Source organism: Cryobacterium sp. TMT2-42-4 (assembly GCF_004402645.1).
GTDB lineage: Bacteria > Actinomycetota > Actinomycetes > Actinomycetales > Microbacteriaceae > Cryobacterium > Cryobacterium sandaracinum.
Genome location: NZ_SOFT01000025.1, coordinates 46,507 through 67,888, shown reverse-complemented (window position 1 = coordinate 67,888; position 21,382 = coordinate 46,507). Strand labels below are relative to the sequence as shown.

Annotated in this window: 21 protein-coding genes; 10 read left to right on the top strand and 11 right to left on the bottom strand. The window is 69.6% G+C overall.

The window, feature by feature from the left end:
- Positions 1–6 precede the first annotated feature (6 nt).
- Genes E3O18_RS08905 through E3O18_RS08890 form a run of 4 tightly spaced genes read left to right on the top strand, consistent with a single transcriptional unit; the run spans position 7 to position 3,204 of the window.
- The gene (locus E3O18_RS08905; protein ID WP_134417931.1) at positions 7–693 is read left to right on the top strand and encodes a uracil-DNA glycosylase; all 687 of its coding nucleotides are present in this window, start codon (positions 7–9) and stop codon (positions 691–693) included.
- A 26-nt stretch (positions 694–719) separates the two neighbouring features.
- Positions 720–1,298, top strand: a complete 579-nt coding sequence (locus E3O18_RS08900) for a GNAT family N-acetyltransferase (RefSeq protein WP_174720098.1) — start codon at positions 720–722, stop codon at positions 1,296–1,298.
- A 44-nt stretch (positions 1,299–1,342) separates the two neighbouring features.
- A complete protein-coding gene (locus tag E3O18_RS08895) occupies positions 1,343–1,705 on the top strand; it encodes a hypothetical protein (protein WP_134395970.1) in 363 nt (120 codons plus the stop codon).
- A gap of 44 nt (positions 1,706–1,749) precedes the next feature.
- A complete protein-coding gene (locus E3O18_RS08890; RefSeq protein ID WP_134395969.1) occupies positions 1,750–3,204 on the top strand; it encodes an amidase in 1,455 nt (484 codons plus the stop codon).
- 64 nt (positions 3,205–3,268) lie between these two features.
- On the opposite strand, the gene E3O18_RS08885 is transcribed toward E3O18_RS08890, so the two are convergent.
- Complete coding sequence (locus E3O18_RS08885) at positions 3,269–5,335, bottom strand: MMPL family transporter (protein WP_134417930.1); 2,067 nt, start codon at positions 5,333–5,335, stop codon at positions 3,269–3,271.
- 61 nt (positions 5,336–5,396) lie between these two features.
- Here E3O18_RS08885 and E3O18_RS08880 point away from each other — a divergent pair, with 61 nt between their 5' ends.
- The 3 genes from E3O18_RS08880 (at position 5,397) to E3O18_RS08870 (ending at position 8,007) form a co-directional block, all read left to right on the top strand.
- Entirely contained in the window at positions 5,397–5,921 is a 525-nt protein-coding gene (locus E3O18_RS08880; protein WP_241978158.1) for a MarR family transcriptional regulator, read from the top strand.
- A 92-nt stretch (positions 5,922–6,013) separates the two neighbouring features.
- Positions 6,014–6,514, top strand: a complete 501-nt coding sequence (locus tag E3O18_RS08875; RefSeq protein WP_241973268.1) for a Fur family transcriptional regulator — start codon at positions 6,014–6,016, stop codon at positions 6,512–6,514.
- The gene (locus tag E3O18_RS08870; RefSeq protein ID WP_134417929.1) at positions 6,511–8,007 is read left to right on the top strand and encodes a catalase; all 1,497 of its coding nucleotides are present in this window, start codon (positions 6,511–6,513) and stop codon (positions 8,005–8,007) included. The genes E3O18_RS08875 and E3O18_RS08870 overlap by 4 nt, the downstream gene beginning before the upstream one ends.
- 102 nt (positions 8,008–8,109) lie before the next feature.
- On the opposite strand, the gene E3O18_RS08865 is transcribed toward E3O18_RS08870, so the two are convergent.
- The 10 genes from E3O18_RS08865 to E3O18_RS08820 all read right to left on the bottom strand — a co-directional run bounded on the left by E3O18_RS08865 (position 8,110) and on the right by E3O18_RS08820 (position 18,179).
- On the bottom strand, positions 8,110–8,691 hold the full coding sequence (locus tag E3O18_RS08865; RefSeq protein ID WP_134417928.1) for a hypothetical protein: 582 nt from the start codon (positions 8,689–8,691) through the stop codon (positions 8,110–8,112).
- A gap of 116 nt (positions 8,692–8,807) precedes the next feature.
- On the bottom strand, positions 8,808–9,227 hold the full coding sequence (locus E3O18_RS08860; RefSeq protein ID WP_134395965.1) for a DUF302 domain-containing protein: 420 nt from the start codon (positions 9,225–9,227) through the stop codon (positions 8,808–8,810).
- Between the two features lie 619 nt (positions 9,228–9,846).
- Positions 9,847–10,689, bottom strand: coding sequence for an SDR family NAD(P)-dependent oxidoreductase (locus tag E3O18_RS08855; protein ID WP_134395964.1), 843 nt, complete (start codon positions 10,687–10,689; stop codon positions 9,847–9,849).
- Between the two features lie 16 nt (positions 10,690–10,705).
- On the bottom strand, positions 10,706–11,089 hold the full coding sequence (locus E3O18_RS08850; protein WP_134395963.1) for a Fe-S oxidoreductase: 384 nt from the start codon (positions 11,087–11,089) through the stop codon (positions 10,706–10,708).
- A 125-nt stretch (positions 11,090–11,214) separates the two neighbouring features.
- On the bottom strand, positions 11,215–12,687 hold the full coding sequence (locus E3O18_RS08845) for an NAD(P)/FAD-dependent oxidoreductase (RefSeq protein WP_134397378.1): 1,473 nt from the start codon (positions 12,685–12,687) through the stop codon (positions 11,215–11,217).
- 67 nt (positions 12,688–12,754) lie between these two features.
- Positions 12,755–13,561 carry a crotonase/enoyl-CoA hydratase family protein gene (locus E3O18_RS08840; protein WP_241973267.1) on the bottom strand — a complete coding sequence of 269 codons (807 nt, stop codon included), beginning with the start codon at positions 13,559–13,561 and terminating at the stop codon, positions 12,755–12,757.
- Positions 13,562–13,605: 44 nt separating this feature from the next.
- Complete coding sequence (locus tag E3O18_RS08835) at positions 13,606–14,451, bottom strand: arginase family protein (protein WP_134395961.1); 846 nt, start codon at positions 14,449–14,451, stop codon at positions 13,606–13,608.
- 73 nt (positions 14,452–14,524) lie between these two features.
- Positions 14,525–15,172 (bottom strand): NAD(P)-binding domain-containing protein, encoded by a 648-nt coding sequence (locus tag E3O18_RS08830; RefSeq protein WP_134395960.1) that lies wholly within the window; start codon positions 15,170–15,172, stop codon positions 14,525–14,527.
- A 60-nt stretch (positions 15,173–15,232) separates the two neighbouring features.
- The gene (locus E3O18_RS08825; RefSeq protein WP_134395959.1) at positions 15,233–15,964 is read right to left on the bottom strand and encodes a PspA/IM30 family protein; all 732 of its coding nucleotides are present in this window, start codon (positions 15,962–15,964) and stop codon (positions 15,233–15,235) included.
- A 151-nt stretch (positions 15,965–16,115) separates the two neighbouring features.
- Positions 16,116–18,179, bottom strand: a complete 2,064-nt coding sequence (locus E3O18_RS08820) for a TPM domain-containing protein (protein ID WP_134417926.1) — start codon at positions 18,177–18,179, stop codon at positions 16,116–16,118.
- Between the two features lie 325 nt (positions 18,180–18,504).
- Between E3O18_RS08820 and E3O18_RS08815 the strand changes: the two genes are divergently transcribed.
- The 3 genes from E3O18_RS08815 (at position 18,505) to E3O18_RS08805 (ending at position 21,369) form a co-directional block, all read left to right on the top strand.
- A complete protein-coding gene (locus E3O18_RS08815) occupies positions 18,505–19,353 on the top strand; it encodes an aldo/keto reductase (protein WP_134395957.1) in 849 nt (282 codons plus the stop codon).
- Positions 19,354–19,388: 35 nt separating this feature from the next.
- Complete coding sequence (locus tag E3O18_RS08810) at positions 19,389–19,961, top strand: GNAT family N-acetyltransferase (protein WP_134395956.1); 573 nt, start codon at positions 19,389–19,391, stop codon at positions 19,959–19,961.
- A gap of 76 nt (positions 19,962–20,037) precedes the next feature.
- The gene (locus tag E3O18_RS08805) at positions 20,038–21,369 is read left to right on the top strand and encodes a M20/M25/M40 family metallo-hydrolase (protein ID WP_134397374.1); all 1,332 of its coding nucleotides are present in this window, start codon (positions 20,038–20,040) and stop codon (positions 21,367–21,369) included.
- Positions 21,370–21,382: the final 13 nt, after the last annotated feature.

Below are 21,382 nucleotides of genomic sequence, written 5' to 3'. Positions count from 1 at the left end.
AGCATCATGCCCGTCACCCTCGCCGCGCTGACCGAGAGCCGGGCCATCGATCTTGGCTGGGCCCAGGCGCTGGCGCCGGTGGCGTCGGAGATCGACCGGATGGGCGAGCACCTGCGCGCCGAGACTCTGGCCGGCCGTATCTGGCTACCGGCCCCGGAGAATGTCTTCCGCGCCTTCGCCGAGCCGTTCGACGCCGTGCGGGTGCTCATCGTCGGGCAGGACCCATACCCGACCCGGGGACATCCGATCGGGCTCGCCTTCGCGACCGAGGCACACGTGCGGCCGCTGCCGCGCAGCCTGGCGAACATCTGCCGGGAGCTACACGACGACGTGGGCGTCACCGCCGCCACCGGAGACCTCTCGCCGTGGTCGCGGCGGGGGGTGCTGCTGCTCAACCGCGTACTCACCGTGCAGGCCGGCCTGGCCGGGTCGCATCGGCGCCGCGGCTGGGAAAGCGTGACCGAGCAGGCCATCCGTGCCCTCGTCGCCCGGGACCGGCCGCTCGTGGCGATCCTGTGGGGGAAGGATGCCGGCGCGCTGCGGCCGCTCCTCGGGGACACGCCGGTGATCGAGTCTGCTCATCCGAGCCCGCTGTCGGCCAGGCGCGGATTTTTCGGGTCGAAGCCGTTCAGCCGGGCCAACGAGTACCTCGGCCGCGCCGGGGCGGCCCCGGTTGACTGGTCCCTCGGGTAATCTGGAGCTCTCTGGAGGAGTTAGCTGTGCTTGAAGAGGAATACCAGCCGCGTCGGCAATTGCCCCGGCACCTTCGACCGACGCCCGCGGAAGAGGCGCCGTTCGGATTCACCATGCGTGAGGCCCAAATCACCGATCTGCCGTATATCCGGGAGGTCTACAACTACTACGTCGCCAACAGCACGGTCACCTTCGACGTTGACCCGATGACCCTGGCCGAGTGGCGCAGCAAGTTCTACTATCTGGGCAAGCTCGGGATGCCGTTCATCGTGGCTGTCTCCCCGGCCGGCCAGCTGCTCGGTTACGCCCTGGTCGGCCCGTGGAAGCAGAAACGCGCCTACCGGTTCACGGTCGAGAACTCGATCTACCTCGGAGCGGCCTCCACCGGCAAGGGACTGGGCCGGATGCTGCTCGGCGAACTCATCGAGCGCTCCCAGGCCGCCGGGCTCAAGGAAATCATCGCGGTCGTCGCCGACCAGGGCGCCGACGCATCGATCAAGCTGCACCGCGACTTCGGATTCGCGGAGATCGGCCGGATGGGCAAGGTCGGCTTCAAGTTCGACCGTTGGCTCGGCACCGTGCTCCTGCAGAAGAGCCTCAAATAGGCGAAGCGGCGAGACTGCGGCCGGCGGACGCCTAAAATCGAGGGATGACCGATGCCCTGCCCACCCTGCCCGAGCGCCACACCGTGTTGCGCTCGTTCGCAGGACACCTCGAGGCCGGCCCCGACGCCGTGTTCAACCGGCTCGTGACGGCGATGGCCTCGGGGGCGGCCGGCGGGGGCAACGTGCACACCGACCGGGACCGACGTCGACTCGTGCTGCGGCGCGGCTGGTGGTACCGCGGCGAGTACCAGGTGCTGCCCGAGGAGCAGGCCGGGTCGCTCGTGCAGTACGAGATCATCAACGTCGCGCAGCTGCTGCCATGGGCCGGGTCGTGGGCGGCGGCATCCGTTCTCCGCGCCGCGCCGCGGGCGTTCCAGGCGTTGCTGACCGGGCTGTCCCACTCCTGAGCGTCTCGCCGCTGCCCGGCATCCCGGCTGGCTAGGCTCGGGGGATGGCCGCTCCGCATGAACTGACCGCTCTCGAACAATGGCAGGCGCTGCAGCGCGGTGAGATCAGCCCCACGGAGCTGACCGAGCACTACCTGGGCCGGATCGAGGCGCAGGACTCCGGCCTCGGCGCGTTCGTGAGCGTGACAACGGATGCCGCGCGGGAGCGGGCCCGCTTCGTCGAGCAGCTGATGCCGCGCAGCATGCCGCTCTGGGGTCTGCCCTTCGCCGACAAGGACCTGCAGAGCCGCGCCGGCGTGCCAACCCGGTTCGGATCGCGGCTGATGCAGGATTACGTGCCCGCCGAGTCCGACGATCTCGTGCTCGCCCTGGACGCGGCCGGCGGCGTGAGCCTCGGCAAGACCAGCACGCCCGAGTTCGGGCTGCCGTCGTACACCGAGACACTGGCCGGGCCGCCCGCGCGCAACCCGTGGGACCGCTCCCGGGGCGCGGGCGGCTCCAGCGGCGGGGCGGCGGTGGCCGTCGCCGCCCGGCTGCTTCCCTTCGCTCCGGGCTCCGACGGCGGCGGCTCGGTGCGGATTCCCGCGGCAGCCTGCGGTCTCGTCGGCGTGAAACCGTCGCGCGGCCGGGTGCCCTCGTCGTCCGGGATCAACGCGCTCGGCGGTCTCAGCGTGGCCGGACCGCTGGCACGGACGGTGGCGGATGCCGCCCTGCTGCTGGACGCCATGATCGCGCCGCGAGGCGGGCATCCGCAGCACCTGTACTCGCTCCGGCCCCCCGGCGACGATGCACCTCTGCTGGCCGCCGCCGTGCGCGCCGAGGGTCGGTTCCAGCTCGGAGTGATGACAACCTCCGCCTGGGATGACGCCTACCCGATCGAGATCGCTCCCGAGGCGTTGGCGGCCCTGATGGTGGCCGTCGACGGGTTCGCGAATATGGGCCATGGCCTGGAGGAGACGGCGCTCGAACCCGACGACAGCTATGTGCCGGCGTTCCGCACGATCTGGCAGGCCGGCGCTGCGGGCATCCCCGCCGACACCCCGGAGCAGGAGCAGCTGCTCGAGCCGCTCACCCGCTGGCTGATGCACCGCGGCCGGGAGCTGTCAGCCCGGGATCTGGCTCAGGCGCTCGCGGCCCTGTCGGCTTACGAGCGGTCGTTCATCCGCCAGTTGTCCCGATTCGACGCGGTGCTGACCCCGGCGCTCGCGCTCACGCCGCGCCCGCTGGGCTGGTACGACGCGGTCGACGGGGAGCGCAACTTCGCCCAGCAGGTGCAGTACACCCCGTTCACGTCCATGGTCAACGTGAGCGGACTGCCCGCGATCGTGCTGCCCGTTGCCGAAACCGAGGCTGGACTGCCGATGGGAGTGCAGCTGATCGGCCGGCCGGGTGGGGAGGCCACGCTGCTGGCGCTCGGTGCCCAGCTCGAACGGAGGCTGCGGTGGCAGCACCGCACGCCGCCCGAGGCCGGCGGCCTCGGACTCCCGTGCGCCCGCTGAGTGATTCCGAGCGCGCGGCGTCGAATTCGTTCGGGGTTCGACACGGATTCTCGCCCGCGGTGCGCTAGACCAGCGGGGCCTTCGCGGCCGGACGGGACGGCCACCAGAACCTGTCGCCGGTGAGGAACACCAGCGCCGGCACCACGAGGGTGCGCACCACGAGCGTGTCGAGCAGCACGCCGATGCAGACGATGACGCCGATCTGGGTCAGAGCCACGACCGGCAGCACGCCCAGCACGGCGAAGACCGCCGCGATCAGGATGCCGGCGCTCGTGATGACTGCGCCCGTCGACGACAGGGCGCGCACCATGCCCTCCTTCGTGCCGAACCGGATGCTCTCTTCCCGGGCTCGGGTGGTGAGGAAGATGTTGTAGTCCACCCCGAGGGCCACCAGGAAGAGGAACGCGAAGAGCACCACGTTGGTGTTGAAGGCGGGGAAGCCCATCAGGTTCTGGAAGATCCAGTTGGAGGCACCGAGGCTGGCGAAGTACGTCGCCAGCACGCTGAGGATCAGCAGAACGGGTGCCACCAGGGAGCGCAGGAGCAGGGCGAGGATGGCGAACACGATCGCCAGGATCATCGGGATGATCAGGGCCTGGTCGGCCTGCGCACTCGTCCTGTTGTCGAACGCCGTGGCGTCGCTGCCGCCGACCAGTGCCTCGGACACGTCGCCCGAGGACTCGGCATAGGTGCCGCGCAGTGTGTCGATGACGGAGAAGGTTTCGTCGCTGCCCGGCTCGCTGGACAGGGAGAGGTTCAGCCGGGTCAGGCCGTTCGCGCTCTCGCCGGCCAGCACGGACTCGACGCCGGGCGTGTCGGTGGCACGCGTCGTGGCCTCGGCTGCCGCGGCATCCGGTACCAGCACGATGGTCTGGCTGGTCAAGCCGGCCGAGAAGGATTCCTTCACGATGGCCTGCGCCTGCACCGACTCGGGCTTGCCGAGGAGCTGGTCGGCCTGCGACAGACCCACGGAGGCGCCGATCAGGCCCAGGCTGAGGGCACCGATCGCGGCGACGGATGCCGCGGTGACCACGATCGGACGGCGCTCTACGCCCCGGCCGAGGCGGGTCCAGAAGCCGGGACGCAGCTCGGCGCCGGCGCCCGGCACGAAGCGGGGGATGAACGGCCAGAACAGCCCGCGGCCGCAGACCACAAGGGCAGCCGGCAGCACGACCAGCGCGAAGGTGATGGCGATGACGACACCGATGGCGCAGGCGAAACCGAGCGCGCGGTTGCCGGACAGCTCGGCGAACAGCAGGGTGAGCAGGCTGAGCGCGACCGTGCCGCCACTGGCGGCGATGGCCGGGCCGGCACCGCGCACCGCGGCCAGCATGGCGTCGTTGCGGTTATCGGTGCGGAGTAACTCCTCGCGATAGCGGGCCACGAGCAGCAGGGCGTAATTGGTGCCCGCGCCGAAGACCAGCACGGACTGGATGCCGGCGACGGAGGGATCGAGGGTGATGTCGAACGGCTCGGCCAGGGCGCCGACGACGACCCCGGACAGGCAATCTGCGATGCCGACGACGACGAGCGGAACGATCCAGAGCACGGGACTGCGGTAGGTGACGATCAGAAGCACGGCGACGACGATCACGGTGACGAGCAGCAGCCGGAAGTCGGCACCGGCGAAGGCGTTGGTGATGTCGGACTGAAAGCCGACGGCGCCGGTGACATAGGCGTTCAGGCCGCTCGGCAGTGCGTCGGACGCGGCGTCACGGATGCCGGCGGCCGCCCCGCCGATGTCGGCGTTGGCCTCGTCCGCGTCCAGCGGAACGATGCTGATCGCGGCCTGCCCGTCATCGCTGAACCGCGGCATGGTGGCCTGCGGCACGATCGACTGCTCGGCGAGGGCGGTGCCGCGTTCGGCGATGGCCGCGATGTCGGCCCGGGTCAGGTCGGCACCCTCCCGGGTCCAGACCACGATCGCTGAGGTCTGCTCGGCGGAGGGGAACTCGGCGAGGAGCGCATCGACCTGTGCGGCCTGGCTGGACGTGGGCAGCCCGGAGGTGGGGAACTCCTCGGAATCGTCCGAGGGGAGGAGGGAGAAGAGCAGACCGACGGCGACGATCGTCGCGATCAGGACGATCCAGGCCGTGCGTCGACCGGTGATGAACCGCTGAATCGCGAGCAAAATTCCTCCAAGAAACCTGATTGCTAGGCGTCCTAGCAATATTGGTAATAGTATGGCTCCTATGGAAGAGCGTCGCAAGTTCGCTCCCGGCTCCGAGGTCGGGGTCGTCGGCGCGCCAGGGGGCGGCGAAAGTCGGGAGTCCGGTCTGCCGGTTTCGGACCGGATCGGCTTCCAGCTGCACGACATCGTGCACTTGTCCCGCGCCTTCGAGCGCCAAGTCGGGCAGGCGCTCGAGGTGAACGCCACCGACCTGTCCGCGATGGAGCACCTGATCCAGGAGGGGTCGCTGACCCCGGGCGAGCTCTCCCGCCGCCTGGACATCTCCACGGCGGCAACCACTCTCGTGGTCGACCGGCTCGTGGCCCTGGGGCACGCCCAGCGTCATCCGCACTCGTCGGATCGGCGAAAGGTGGTCGTGGTGCCGGCTCAGGAGTCGGTTTCGCGGGCATTCCAGCAACTGCTTCCGGTGATCGGGGGAGTGGCGGCGCTCACCCAGGATCTCTCTGATGGGGAACGAGAGGTCATCGAGGCCTTCCTGGCCCGGGTCGTCGACGTTTACCAATCGGCACTCGGCTCGCCGTCCTGAGCCGGTGATCCGCGCAGAGCAACCCGCGTGCGCCACGCCCGGTGGTCGCCAGTTGTTTTGAGTAATTCAAAACAACTGTTAGCGTGGGGTGCATGACGGAAACAGGGCGGATGCGGGCGGTTGAGGCGTCCGGCCCGCTCGCCGACAGCATCCGGGCGTCTGGGCTCAAGGTCACCGGGCCCCGCTTAGCGGTGCTGCGTGTTCTCGACCAGGCCCCGCACTCGACCGCGGAGCGGCTCTACGCCACGGTTCGAGCCGAGCTGCCGGGCACCTCACTGCAGGCGGTCTACGGTGTGCTCGCGGCCTTCACCGGCGCAGGGATCGCCCGCAAGATCGAGCCGGCCGGCTCCCCGGCTCTGTTCGAACGCCGGGTCGGCGACAACCACCACCACATTGTCTGCACCCGGTGCAGCGCCGTGCACGACGTCGACTGCGCCGTGGGTGCGTCCCCCTGCCTAACGCCCTCGAACACCTCCGGATTCACCGTGCACACCGCCGAGGTCACCTACTGGGGTCTCTGCCCCGCCTGTCAGACCGCCACACTTACCGCGCTTTCCACACCTGCACCGCTGTCCAACGAAGGAGCACGATGACAATCAAGCCCACCACCACGCAGACGGGAACGCCCGTCGCCAGCGACGAGCACTCCCTGACCGTTGGAACCGAGGGAGTCACTGCCCTGCACGACGTCTACCTGGTCGAGAAGCTCGCCCAGTTCAACCGCGAGCGCATTCCGGAGCGCATCGTGCATGCCAAGGGAGGCGGAGCGCACGGCCTCTTCGAGGTGACCGGAGACGTCTCCGCGTATACCCGCGCCGCGCTCTTCCAACCGGGAGCGACCACCGAGACCCTGCAGCGCTTCTCCAGCGTCGCCGGCGAGCAGGGCAGCCCCGACACCTGGCGCGACGTGCGCGGCTTCTCGGTGAAGTTCTACACCTCCGAGGGCAACTACGACATCGTCGGCAACAACACACCGGTGTTCTTCATCCGCGACGGTATCAAGTTCCCCGATTTCATCCACTCGCAGAAGCGCCTGCCGGGCTCCGGCCTGCGCGACGCGACCATGCAGTGGGACTTCTGGACCCTCTCCCCGGAGTCCGCGCACCAGGTTACCTACCTGATGGGCGACCGCGGCCTGCCGCGCTCCTGGCGCGAGATGCCCGGCTTCGGCTCGCACACCTACCAGTGGATCAACGCAGCCGGTGAGCGCTTCTGGGTCAAGTACCACTTCACCTCCAACCAGGGCAACATCGAGATGGAGGGCTCGGAGGCTGAGCTCATCGCCGGGGCCGACGCCGACTACTACCGGCGCGACCTCTTCGACGCCATCGATGCCGGAAACTTCCCGTCCTGGGACGTCTCGGTGCAGATCATGCCGTACGACGACGCCAAGGCCTACCGGTTCAACCCGTTCGACATCACCAAGGTGTGGCCGCACGCAGACTACCCGCTGGTCAAAATCGGCACGCACACCCTGAACCGCAACCCGGAGAACTTCTTTGCTGAGATCGAGCAGGCCGCGTTCTCCCCGGCGAACTTCGTGCCCGGCATCGCGGCGAGCCCCGACAAGATGCTGATGGCGCGCATCTTCTCCTACCCGGACGCGCAGCGCTACCGTGTTGGCACGAACTTCAGCCAGCTGCCGGTGAACGCAGCGAAGTCCCCCGTGAACAACTACTCGCAGGATGGCGCCGCCCGCTATCACTTCAATGCGACGGATGCCCCGAACTACGCTCCGAACTCGCTGGGCGGCCCGGTGGCCGACCCGCAGGCGGCAACCGACGGAAGCTGGGAGAACGACGGTGAGCTCATGCGCGCCGCCGCGCAGCTGCGCAGCGAAGACAGCGACTTCGGCCAGGCCGGGACGCTGTACCGCGAGGTCTACGACGACGCCGCAAAGGCGCGCTTCCTCGACACCATCACCGGCGCGATCAGCGGGGTGGAGCGCCCCGAGGTGACCGAGCGGGCCATCTCATACTGGACCAGCGTCGACGCCGACCTCGGCGTGAAGCTGCGCGCGAACCTCGCGACCTGGGCCGAAGCCGACCTGCTGGCCGAGGCCGCAGCCGGGTACGCCGCCCCGTAGCAGCATCCGCTTGACCGAGAAAGCCCGACCACGTCGAGGTGGGGCTTTCTCGTGTCCCGCTCCCGTGTCCCGCTTCCTATCCGGTGCGCCGGTGGCCCGGCGTCAGCAGTAGAAGGCGCGCGTCGTGTCCGGCGCGACGATCGCCTTCACGACACCGCCCGGCTGGAGCAGGGCCACTCCGCCGAAGGCGGAGCCGTCCTCACCCCAGGGGGCACCGTCAGCCACCTTGTCGTAGACGAAGGGTCCTGAACCGTCGTTGTATTCATCGTGCGCCTGATCCTCCGGGAGCGCATCGAAGAAGGCCTGGGCATTTTCGCCGACCGCGAATCCACCGCTGCTCCGAAGGGCTATCCCCGCTACGGAGGGGCCGCTGAACCTGACTGTGAACCCGATGGACGACACGGAGAGCATTGCGTCGTCCCAGACATAGTGGGTCGAAGGCGCATCACAGGCTTCGTCCCGAGTCATCTCGGTTTGGATCGGCGACGTTCCGAAGGCGTTCGTGAGCAATACGATGGCCGTGTCGGGGCCGTCGTCCAAGTCCGCGGTCTGCACGGTCTGCCCGTCGGGGGTCTGGCTGACCAGTCGGGAGCCGCTCATCACGATCGTCGACACGGTGGGCGTGGGGGTGGACCCCGGTGCGGGGGTCGAGGAGCAGGCACTCAGCAGCAGTCCCGCCAGCACTGTCAGGGCGACGCCGCCCCGGATCCTGGACCGGGTCCGATCACCTGTTCGGTGCGTTCGTTCATTGATTCCCCCGCCGGTCAACGTTTTCCCGCCTGATCAGGCCTGGCCCAAGGTTACTGCGCGGCGCCGGCGAGCACGGCGGCGAGGGCCGCGCGCAGCCGGGCATCCGCTTCGATGGAGACCTGCTTGATCTCCGGTTTCGTGCTGAGCTGCGCCATGATGGCCGGGTCGAGGGCTTCCACGGTGGTTTCACCGGCCCCCGCGTGGCGGCGCACGACCACGTTGCAGGGGAGCAGAGCGCCGATGCCAGGGTCGGCGGTCACGGCCCGCTGGGCCAGGGCGGGATTGCAGGCGCCGAGAATCAGGTAGTCGCCGACGGCGTCGGCGGCCTCCTGGCCCAGCTTGGCGGCGAAGGTGGACTGCATGTTGATTTCGGTCAGTATGCCGAATCCTTGGTCGGCCAGTGCTTCCCGGGCCATCCTGACCGCTTCGTCGAACGAGACATTGACCGTGACGGTGTGTGCGTAGCTCATGCTGTTCCTCCACTGGGGTGACATTTATTGGGGACCGCGACGCCCCCAGACCATCATGCGCGCCACCGGCCCGATCTGCCACCGTGAACCGGTGGATTCTCGTAAGGTCAGGCATTTCATACCTGGGACTTGCTTACCTCAACGGATGCGCCCGGCGCCACCCGCCCCCGCGCGAGCTGCCGACCATTCTGCGCCACTCGGCCGCGCACGTGCTCCGGCTGTCGTCCCCATTCATCCGGGCCACGTTTACCGGCCCCGAGCTGCACCGGTTCGGCCACGAGGGAGCTCAGGGTGGGCGCCCGAACCATACGGGTGCCGCGGCACGTCCGGCTCGTCGTGTGGCCAACTCAGGAGATCCGTCCGGGCCTCCCGGACATCCGTGCGGATCCTGCACTGCTCCGCACCGGCGGGTAACTGCAGGTGACGGATGTCCTGAGTTGGCCACACGCGCACGCGGGCCGCCCTGACCCGGGGAGGCAGGACGCAGGGTGGCAGGGCCCATCGTCCGGAGCAGTGGCGAGCCCGGTGCGCAGCCGAAGTCTCTCCCGTTTGGAGTTCCGCACCGCGACCCGAACCCCGCACGAATCCGACACCGGAAGCCTCGTGCCGGAGGCTCCGGCTAGGAGGCCAGAGGCGCCGAGTGCGCGGCGACCAGCGCGGAACTCTGCTCCCAGAGGGCGGCGGCCAGCTGGGAGTCGTAGGCCTGCTTATTCGCTTTCTGGATGCGGCGTTTCTCGTAGTACTCGCCCGATGCCCAGTCGGTGCCCGGCGTCGCGGTGGCCAGCCAGACCAGGGTGTCGGCTCCCTGTTCAGCGCCGAGCAGCAGGCGTTTGAGCGGAGTCTGGTAAATGAGGCGCATGAGGGTCGTCGACCCGGTGGAGAAGCTCGTTGCCACCACACCGGGGTGGAAGGCTGCAGTGGTGAGTCCCTCGTCGCTGTAGCGGCGGTGGAGTTCCCTGGTGAAGAGGATGTTCGCGAGCTTGGCGTCGCCGTACGCCTTGTTCGCAGAATACTTCGTCTCGCCCTGCAGAACGTCGAGGTCGATCTTGCCGAAGAGCTGGTTGGCGGCGCTGGACGTGTTGATCACCCGGGCCCGACTGGCGACGAGCCGGTCCATCAACAGCGTGGTGAGCAGAAAGGGAGCCAGGTGGTTGACCTGGAAGGTCTTCTCATAGCCGTCAACGGTGGTTACGCGGTCGCCCATGATGCCGCCGGCGTTGTTGGCGAGCATGTCGATGCGCGGATAGTGCTCCTGCAGCTCGGCGGCAAGGGTGCGCACCTCGTCGAGGCAGGCGAAGTCGGCCACGAGGAAGTCGGCACCCAGTGCCTCGGCGACCGCGGCGGTCTTGGCTGGCGAGCGGCCCACGATCACGACTCGGTCCCCGGACTGGCTGAGGGCGCGGGCGGCGGCGGCGCCGATCCCGTCGCTGGCGCCGGTGATCACGATGGTGCGTGCGGTCATTCTGGGTCCCTCCGGGTTATTTGACATAGCCGCCTTTTTTGAGGCCGGCCTCGATCTCGAAGCGGTTCTGCAGCGGATTGAGGCCGGCCGCCAGGTAGAGCAGCGGAAAAACCATCCCGAAGCGTTGCCACTGGCGTTTGTGCACGGCCTCGTGTTCGAGGATGGCCATCGACACGTTCTGGTTGGTCAGGTAGCAGCCGCCGACACAGGCTCCGCCGCGTCCGAATGCCCAGGCGGGCATCCCGCGAAAAACGATGAGGCCGCCTCGGCGCTCGACCGTGCCCGTGCTCCAGATGCAACCCCAGATCACGCCGACCGTGGTGGCGTAGAGGTAGCCGGCCCGGCTGATGGGGGAGTCGAAGAGGATGCGCCGCACTCCTCTAGCGTAGGTGGCCCCCACGATAGAAGCCTGGGTTTCCCATGATCGATTCACGGCGAAGGTGGCGCGGGGCAGGTGGTGGAAGGTGGCGCGGGTTGGAAAGTGCGCCAGCCTCCACCGAGTGCGCCGCGAGGGCGAAAGTGCGGCTACGGACGACCGTACTCCTCGAGCAGCCGCAGCCAGACCTCGCTCAGCGTGGGGTAGCTCGGCACGGCGTGCCACAGCCTGCGGATGGGCACCTCGCCGACCACGGCGATGGTGGCCGCGTGCAGCAGCTCCGCGACATCCGGCCCCACGAAGGTGACCCCGATCAGAACCTCACGGTCGAGGTCCACGATCGCGCGCGCCGACCCGGTGTAGCCGTCGGCGTGCACGGATGCCCCGGCCACCTGGCCCAGGTTGTAGTCCAGCACCCGGGTGCGGAACCCGGCCTTCTCGGCAGCAGCCTGGGTCAGTCCCACAGATGCCACTTCGGGGTCGGTGAAGGTGACCTGCGGCACGGCGGCATGGTCGGCTGTGGCGACGTGCGATCCCCACGGGGCGTCGTCGACGGGCCTGCCGGCGGCCCGGGCCGCGATCACGTCACCGGCCGCGCGGGCCTGGTACTTGCCCTGGTGGGTGAGGAGGGCCCGGTGGTTGATGTCGCCGACGGCATACAGCCAGTCCCGGGTCAGGTCCGGCGCGGTGCCCCGCACCAGCAGGGTGTCGTCGACCTCGAGCCAGTCGCCCGGTGTGAGGCCCACGGTCTCGAGCCCGACATCCGCGCTCCGGGGAACCCGGCCGGTGGCCACGAGTACCTCGGTCGCGGTGACCCCGCTGCCGTTGGAGAGGGTGAGGGTCACGTCGCCGCCGGCGGTGCGGGCCGCCCCGGTGGTCGACACCCCGGTCAGCACGGTGACGCCCGCCCCCCGGAGGGCCGCGAGCACGAGTTCACCGGCGAAGGGCTCCTGACCGCCGAGCAAACCGCTCCGAACGATCATCGTGACCTCGGCGCCGAGCCCGGCGTAGGCGGTGGCCATCTCGGCGGCGACCACGCCGCCGCCGATGATCGCCAGACTGTCCGGGATTCCGGGGGCGCTGGTGGCCTCGCGGCTGGTCCACGGCGACACGGCTGCCAAACCGGGAATATCGGGCAGCAGCGCCGCCGACCCGGTGCTGACGACCACGGCGTGCGCCGCGACCAGCACGGTCGTGGTGCCGTCGTCAGCGGTCACGGTCACCTCCCGCACGCCGGTGAGGCGGGCGTGGCCGCGCATCAGGGTAATGCCGGTCTTCTCCAGCCAGCGCACCTGGCCCTCGTCGGACCAATTGCTCGTGAAGGAGTCGCGGCGGCGCAGAACGGCCGCGATGTCCAGGTCGCCGGTCACGGCCTCGGCCGCACCGGCGACGCGCCGGGCTGCGGCGAGGGCCGCTCCGCTGCGCAGGAGCGCCTTCGACGGCATGCAGGCCCAGTAGGAGCACTCGCCGCCGACCAGCTCGGCCTCGATGATCACGGTGCGTAGGCCTGCCTGCGTCGTGCGGTCGGCGACGTTCTCACCCGCCGCGCCGGCGCCGATCACGATGACGTCGTAACTCTTGGCGGCAGGGTCAGATGGGGTGGTGCTGGCGGCGGCAGACATCCGTCTCTCCTTTGGTCAGTGGTGCAGCTGAGTGGTGCTGTAGTTCCGATGAGGTGGTGCTGCCAGCCTAACGACCCACGAAAGTAGCCGGCCGGCGGCTGACGAATGCCTCCATGCCGATGCGGGAATCTTCGGTTGCGGCCAGGCGGGCCAGGGCCGGCTGTAGCCCCGCCTCGGCGGCCGCGGCACCCTCCCGCGCGGCCGTGCGGGCGTTGGCCAGCGTGGCTTGCACGGCCAGCGGGGCCTGGGCGGCGATCCGCTCGGCCAATTCCAGCGCGCGCTCGAACTGGGTGCCGTCCGGCACGACCTCCTGCACGAGCCCGATGCGGTGGGCCTCGCGGGCGTCGAACATGTCGCCGGTGAGCATCCAGCGCATGGCGTTGCCCCAGCCGGCCGCGCGCGGGAAGCGGATGGTCGCGCCGCCGAACGGCAGGATGCCGCGCGCCACCTCGATCTGGCCGAAGCGGGTGGACTCTGACGCCACGGAGATGTCGCTCGCGAGCATCAGCTCGATGCCGAGGGTGAGGCAGGTGCCCTGCACGGCCATCACCACGGGCTTGGACACGCTTGGCCCGTCGACCTGCCACGGATGGATGCCGCCGGGCGGCACCATGTCGAGGCCGTCGGGGCCAAGCCGGGGGCCGATGTCGGCCAGGTCAAGACCGGCGGTGAAGTGGTCGCCGACCGCGTAGACGAGGCCGACCCGCAGCTCAGGGTCGCGGTCGAGTTCACCGTAGGCGAGGGCCAACTGCATCAGCAGCGCCAGATCGGCGGCGTTGCGCTTCTCCGGGCGGTTGAACCCGATCAGCAGCACGTGCCCGCGCCTCTCGGTGATGATCCTCGACGGATCGGAAACGGAGTGCTGCTCGTTCACGGATGCCTCCCTTGGCCTCGTGACGCTGGCGCGTCGCTCCCATGCTATGGCTGAGCAGGTCGGGTCAGCGCGCCGATGATGCGCAGGATGCTCGGCAGGTCGTCGGTGGCGGCCTCCGGCGAGGCCGGGGCGAAGCCGGCGATGGTGGCGCCGGCCAGTTCGAATTCGGCGCGCAGGGCGGTGATCAGCCGGTTCAGGGTGTCGACGCTCAGCCCGAACGGGTAGAGGTCGGCCAGGCCAGCCAGCGCCGACGGGTCGAGCACGTCCAGGTCGAGGTGTAGGTAGAAGGTGCCCACGCCCGTGGCGCGCAGGGCCGCGACGAGCGCGTCGGGAGGGTCGAGGTCCTCGACCGGGAGGCTCACTATTCCGAGGTCCCGGATCAGGGCGTCCTCGGCCGGGTCGATGGCGCGCGCGCCGCCGATCACGACGCGTTCCAGAGGAACGCGCTCACCCGGGTCGAGGGTCAGGCCGGCGGCACCCTCGCCGGTGATGGCGCGCAGCACCATCCCCGTGAAACCTCCGGACGGTGAGGTGTCGGGGGTGTGCAGGTCGGGGTGGGCGTCGAGCCAGACCACGGCCAGGTCATCAGGATGCTGCCGCGACGCATGCTCGACGGCCGCCAGGGACACCCCGTTGTCGCCGCCGATCGTGACCACCGGGCCAGCGCCGCCGTGCAGTGCAGCCGTGAGGCGTTCGCGCACCATCATCAGGGTGGAGAAGCGGTCGATGCCGGTGTCGAGAGAATCGCCGGCCTCGACCGGCACCGGCACTTCACGGGTGACGGAGTAGGGAAGATCACCTCGGATCGCCTCCGCCCCGTCACTCAGGCGCATCGCGCGCGGAGAAACCGAACCCTGCCACTGTGGCACGACAACGAAGGAGGGAGCCATACTTCAGTATGCTCCCAGAGCTTCCCCGCGCGTGGGATTTTCGTGCTGGATCGGGCCGATCTCCGCGCAGCGCCTATTGGTCGCGGTAGCGCGCAGCGGCGTCCGTCGCGTCCCGCAACTCGGCCGCGTTCAAGCGCGGGCCGTAGCCGGGGGTGTCCCGCTGGATGCGCCAGCCCTCGCTGAGCGCGCCGACGTTGACGGTGTCGTAGCCGAAGCGGTCCAGCAGTGCGGTCACGGTAGCGGCGGCGGAGGCGTCGTCGCTGGCGATGACCAGGGCGCGCCGGTTGACGGACCCGGCCGGCTGACCGTGCTCCGTGAGATCGGCAGCATAGATGTGGTTAAACGCCTTCACGATCGTGGACTCCGGCAGGCGATCGCGGAGCAGCTCGGCCGTGGTGGTGCTCTCGTCGTCGAGTGCGGCGATGTCGCCGTCGCGCTGCGGGTAGTAGTTGTTCGTATCGATCACGAGCTTGCCGGCCAGCTCCGTCGTGGGCAGGGTGTGGATCTGGTGCAGCGGGATGGTCACGACCACGAGGTCGCCGGCCGTGGCGGCCTCGGCGGGGGTCGCGGCGCGGGAGTGCGGGCCGAGCTCGCCGATCAGGTCAGTGAGGGTTTCGGGGCCGCGCGAATTGCTCACGACCACGTCGTATCCGTTGGCCACGCCGAGTCGTGCGAGCTGACTGCCGATGTTGCCGGCGCCGATGATTCCAAGAGTTGTCATGCTAGGAACAACGCAGGGCGCCGACGGGATGTTCCCGTCGGCGCCCGGTTGCGCTGGAGGCTACTGCGTGATGGAGCCGGCGCCGCCGGATTTGAGCGCGGCGAGGCGGGCGTCGACCTCGGTGAGCTCGCCGAGGTCCTCGAGGCTCTCGAACTGGGCGTCCAGGCTCGACGCGGCCAGCTCGCTGGCGCCCCGCACGCGGGCCTCCTCGCGGCGGATCTTGTCCTCGAAGCGGCTGACCTCGCTGGTGGGGTCCATCAGGTCGATGCTCTTGACGGCATCCATCACCTTGGTCTGCGCCTCGGCGGTCTTCGACCGGGCGATCAGTTCGCTGCGCTTGGCGGAGAGCTGGTTCAGCTTCTCCTTCATCTTGTTGAGGCCGTCCTTGAGCTGGGCCACGACGGCCGTCTGCGAGGCAATCTGAGGCTCGGCCAGCTTCGCCTCTTTCTCCGACTGCAGCTGACGGCCGAGGGCGACCTTGGCGAGGTTGTCGAAACGGTCGGCGTCGGCCGCGTTTCCGGCGGTGCGCAGCTGGTCGGCCTTGCGGCTCGCGGCCAGGGCTTTGCCGCCCCACTCGGTCGCTGCCTCGACGTCTTCCCGGTAGTCGTCCTCGAGCAGGCGCAGGTTGCCGATCGTCTCGGCGATCGCGCTCTCCGCGTCGGCGATGCTGTTGGTGTAGTCGCGAACCATCTGGTCGAGCATCTTCTGCGGGTCTTCTGCGGAGTCCAGAAGCGCGTTGATGTTCGCTTTCGCCAACTGGGAGATACGGCCAAAGATGGACTGTTTCGTCATTGTGCGGTGTCCTTTCGAGTTCCGGAGCATCGGCTGACCTCCAGTGTGTCGGTTTGTGCTGGTCAAGACGTGTGGGCCGCCGTGCGGGCTGACACGGCGGCAACGGCTGCGACGGCTGCGACGGCCGAAACGGCTGCGACGTCGCCGGTTTCTAGAACCGCCCGCCCCCGCCCCGGCGTGAGCGGGAACCGGCACCGCCGAAGCCGCCGGGCATGCCGAAGCCGCCGCCGCCGCGCCGGCCGCCGCCACCGAACATGCCACCCCCGCCGCCGGAGAGGAGTGTGTTGATCAGGATTCCTCCGAGCACGGCCCCCATGACCCCGTTCCCGCCGCTGCCGCCTGCTCGGTAGCCGGGACCGTAGCCGCCCGGAACCTGACCGGCGAACCCGTCGACGTCGTTCCGGGCGCCCGCGATGGCGGCCGCGGCCAGGGAGTTGGCCCGTTGCGAGGCGGCGAGTGCGGCATTCGGGTCGGTGGCGGCCAGCGATTCGGCCTCCACGAGAACCCTGCCGGCCTCGGCGACCCGGGTGCGCGCCTCCGCGCCCACCGCCCCGCGCCGAGCGCCGATGAAGTCTTCCGCGGCCGACACCTGAGCGCGCGCGGCGAGCAGGTTCTGGTTGAGGGCGGCCCGGGCGCGCTGGGCCTGCGCCTCGGCGTCCCGCACGCCCTGCAGTGCGGCATCCATCGCGGTGTTGGCGGCGTCGAGCATCGCCATCACCTCGAGTGGGTTGATCCGGCCGGCCGCGGAGCGAGCGCGCACCTCGGCGAGAATGTGTTCGGTCTGGCTGATCACTCCCGGCAACGCGGCGGCGGCCTCGGTCGATGTAGGCAGGCTGCCCGCGGTCACCAGATCGGTCTGCAGCTCGGCGACCGTGGCCGCCAGCTGCCGGGTCGCGCCGGCGAGGTCGGTGCCCAGACGGTCCACGGCGTCCAGGAGCAACCGCGCCTGGTCGACCGATTCCTCGGCCGCACGGATGTCCACGGCCGCGGCCGCCGTATCGCCGGCACCCAGCCGGGTGGTGGCCCGGGCCAGAGCGGTCTCCGTGAAGGCGAGACGCTCGCGGGCCTCGGCCGGGTTGTCGGCAACCGTGCCGAGCGCCACGTCGGTGTACCGGGCGGCCAGGGTCGCCAGGCTCTCCTCGCTGCCGGCGAGCCGGGCCCGCACGGCCTCGGCACCCTGGGACACGGCAGCGGCGACCTCCGGCGCGTTCTTCTCCAGCTGGCGCAGTTCGTCGAAGTCGTCGGCCTGCGCATCGAGGGTGAGGTTGGCCTGGCTGCAGAGGTCGATGATCGCGGCGTACCAGGCGCGCGCCTGCTCTTCGGAGTCGGGCTCGGCGTCGTCGAGCTTCTGCTGCAGGGTGAACGCCTGGCTGAGCTGCTTCTGCGCCGTTTCGAGCGCGGCCCGGAAGGCGGCGGTGACCTCCGTGCCGTACTGGGCGACCGCGAAGCCGAGCTCCTGCTCACTGGAACGGATCGCGTCGTCGGTCTGTACGAGGGTGCTCGAGGCGCGCCGCTTGAGCTCGGGCGTCGGCAGGGCCTGCAGCCCGGTCGGCGCCCCGGCGCCGGCTGGCACGGCACGTCCTCGTCCGCGTCGGGCGAGCAGAATGACCGCTCCGACGACCAGAAGAACCAGCACGGCGATGACCACGAACACGACGATGAGGAACCCGCCCGCACCGCCGCCGGGGCTTTCGTCCCCGGGGGTGATCTCGCCGATCGAGACCGGCTCGCCCCGCAGAGCCGCGGAGAAACCCTCGGCTGCGGCGATCGCGGCGCCAGCCCAGTCGTTCTGGCGCAGAGCCGGCTCGATGGCGACGGTCTCGATCTCCTGGAGCTGGGCATCCGTCAGGGCGGAGTCGGGGGCCACGGAAAGTTGGTACTGGCGGTCATCCGTCGCCACGGCCAGCAGCACGTCGTTGGTGCCGAAGCCGTTGTTGTCAGCCGTCTGGTCGGCCCACTGCTCGCGGTCCTCGACCCCGGTGAAACTGTCGACGTAGGCCACGAAGAGGTCGGCCCCGGTCTCGGAATAGAGCTCGTCGAACGCGGCCGTGACCTCGTCGGCGCGGGCGGTGACGGCGTCGACCGTGTCGACGATGTGGCTGGCGCCGAAGTCGACCGGGTTTTGCGCCCAAGCCGCCGTGGGCGCCGACGCGCTGGACATCGCAAAGCTCAGAACCGCCGCAACCGCGACCGGAATCAACCACCGTGACCGCATGGACCCCATCCTCACACCACCATCGACACTCCGGCGTTCCCAGATCGAGCATAGGACGGCGACGCAGGCCCGTCCACCGCCCAGGCAGGAGTATCACGGTTGCCCACTGTCACGGCCGGCCGGCTGGGCATCTGCCGCGGGCTGCAGATCATCGACGTTGCCCCGACGGTCAGGTCGAGGTCGTCGAGCACCTCGCCGGCGCCCGCCGGGTCTCGAGCCTGTCGATCGGCCTTGAAGGGGAATTCGCGTCACCGTGCGCCGTTGAGGTCAAGGTGGGGCGCGCAGTCTTCTCCGTGCGCCTCGTCGACAAAAGGAGCTCTACGACATGACCGCAGCACCGACGACATCCGTTCCCCGCATCACCCTCAACAACGGAGAGACGATCCCGCAGCTCGGGTTCGGCGTGTACCAAATTGAGCCGGCCGACACCAGGCGGTCGACGCTCGCCGCCCTCGAGGTGGGCTACCGCCACATCGACACCGCCGAGATGTACGGCAACGAGCAGGGCGTCGGCGAGGCCGTGCGCGAATCCGGCCTGGATCGGGCCGACGTGTTCGTCACGAGCAAGCTCAACAACGGCTTCCACTCCCGATCTGATGCCCTCGCCGCCTTCGAGCAGACGCTCGAGACCCTCGGCTTCGACTACCTCGACCTCTTCCTGATCCACTGGCCGCTGCCGGCCGTCGGCGACTTCGTCGAGACCTGGAAGGCGTTGGAGGAGATGCACGCCTCCGGGCGGGTGAAGACCATCGGCGTCTCCAACTTCCAGCCGCAGCACCTGCGGCGCCTCCTCGACGAGACCGGCACAGTGCCGGCCGTCAACCAGATCGAGGTGCACCCGTACCTGACCCAGGACAACGTGCGCGCGTTCAACACACAGCACGGCATCGTGACCGAGGCGTGGTCGCCCATCGCGCAGGGCAGGGTGCTCGGTGACCCGGTGATCACGGCCATTGCCGGCCGCCTGGGCCGCTCTGCCGCTCAGGTCACCCTGCGCTGGCACCTGCAGCGTGGCGACATCGTGTTCCCGAAGTCCGTCACCCGCAGTCGGGTCGAGGAGAACTTCGCGCTCTTCGACTTCGAATTGACTGCCGACGACCTGGCTGCGATCACGGCGTTGAACCGCAACGAGCGCACCGGCCCCGACCCGGACGAGTTCAACTGGATTCCCTGACCACCCGCGGGGGTCCGGGTCACTAGTCTGGACGGATGCCGCTCGAGACCCGCACCGCCCGCCTCCTGCTGCGCCGCTGGCGGGAGTCAGACCTGGCGCCGTTCGCCGCGATGGGGGAGGACCCGGAGGTGATGCGGTACTTCCCGTCTCGGCTGACCCGGGCCCAGAGCGACGCGCTCGCCGGCCGGGCCGACCGGCTCTTCGAGACGCACGGCTACGGGCTCTGGGCGCTCGAGAAACGGTCGACGGGTGACTTCATCGGCTTCACCGGGCTCGCTCCCGTGCCCGCGTTCATCCCCGGACCCGGCGGGCTCGAGGTCGGCTGGCGGCTGGCCCGCTCCTTCTGGGGCCAGGGCTACGCCACCGAAGCCGCCCGTGCGGCCCTCGATTTCGCTTTTGGGCGGCTCGAGCTCGAACAGGTGCAGGCGATCACGGCGGTCATCAACGAACCGTCGCGGGCCGTGATGGAACGACTCGGGATGACCGCGACCGCCGAGTTCCAGCATCCGAAGATTCCCGTCGGTTCACCGCTCCGGGTGCACATCCGCTACGCGGTTTCCCGGGCGGCCGCCGCCCAGGCGTGCGCCGCGGCCGATCTCACCCGGTAGAGTTCAGGCACTTTACAAAAGGACTGGCCGCCACCATGGAATCGATTGTCGCGCACCATCTCCGTCCAGCGTGCGCATGAGCGACCATGAAGCCCTGACCCGCCAGACGGTAGACCTGCTGCGCGACCTCATCCGCAACGCCTGCGTCAACGACGGCACTCCCGATTCGGGCGGCGAGATTCGCAGCGTGCGTACGCTCGAGGGGTTCTTCGCCGGGTCGGGACTCGACCTCGAGGTGGTCGAACCGCATCCGGGCCGCGCCTCACTGATCGCTCGCATCCGGGGCACCGATCCCACGGCGCCCACGCTCGCCCTGGTCGGCCACCTCGACGTGGTGCCGGTCGACGACGGCGGCTGGAGCCGCGACCCCTTCGGCGCCGAGATCATCGACGGCGAGATCTGGGGACGCGGCGCCCTCGACATGCTCTACCTGACCGCCAGTTACGCGGTCGTCACCCGGGCCATTGCGACCGGACCGTTCCGGCCGCGCGGCGACCTCATCTTCGCCGCGGTTGCCGACGAGGAAGACGGCAGCCACTTCGGCGTGGAATGGCTCACCGAGCACCGGCTCGATCTGATCGACGCGGACGCCGTGCTCACCGAATCCGGCGGGGCCATGGTCGGGCCGCGGCCGCTGATCTCGACGGCCGTCGGCGAAAAAGGTATCGCCGGTCGGCGGCTTTCCGTGCGCGGCACCCCCGGCCATGGGTCGGCCCCGTGGGGCGCGCGCAACGCCGCGGTGATCGCGGCGGATGCCGTGGGGCGCCTGGCCCGCTACCGCGCCCCGGTGCAGATCACCGCCGACTGGCGCCGATATGTGCAGGCCCTCGAACTGGAACCCGACCTTGCCGCGCGCCTGCTCGACCCGCACCGGATCGATGGCGCCCTGAACGAGCTCGGCAGCCTGGCCGGGTTCGCGCACGCATCCACCCACACCACCATCTCGCCCAACATCGTGACGGCAGGGGTGAAGGACAACGTCATCCCCGCGCTCGCCACGATCACCCTCGATATCCGGGTGCTGCCCGACCTGTCAGCCGCCGACGTCGACGCCTACCTGCGGGAGGCGCTCGGCGACCTGGCCGACGACGTCACGATCGAGGGCGACGAATTCGCCGCGGCGACCCGGTCCGCGGTCGACACGCCGCTGTTCCACTCGCTCGGCCGGGCCGTGCGCCGGGCCTACCCCGATGCCGACCTGCTCCCGGTGCTCAGCGTCGGCGGCTCCGATGCGCGGTTCTACCGCCGCCGCGGCGTCCCTGCCTACGGTTTCGCCCTGCTCAGCCGGCACTGGGACTACGGCACCTTCCGGCAGCTGTTCCACGGCAACGACGAGCGCATCGACATCGGCTCGATCGCGTTGACGGTCGCGGCCCTCGACACCGTCGTTCGCGACTTCCTCGACTGAGCCGCTGCCGCGA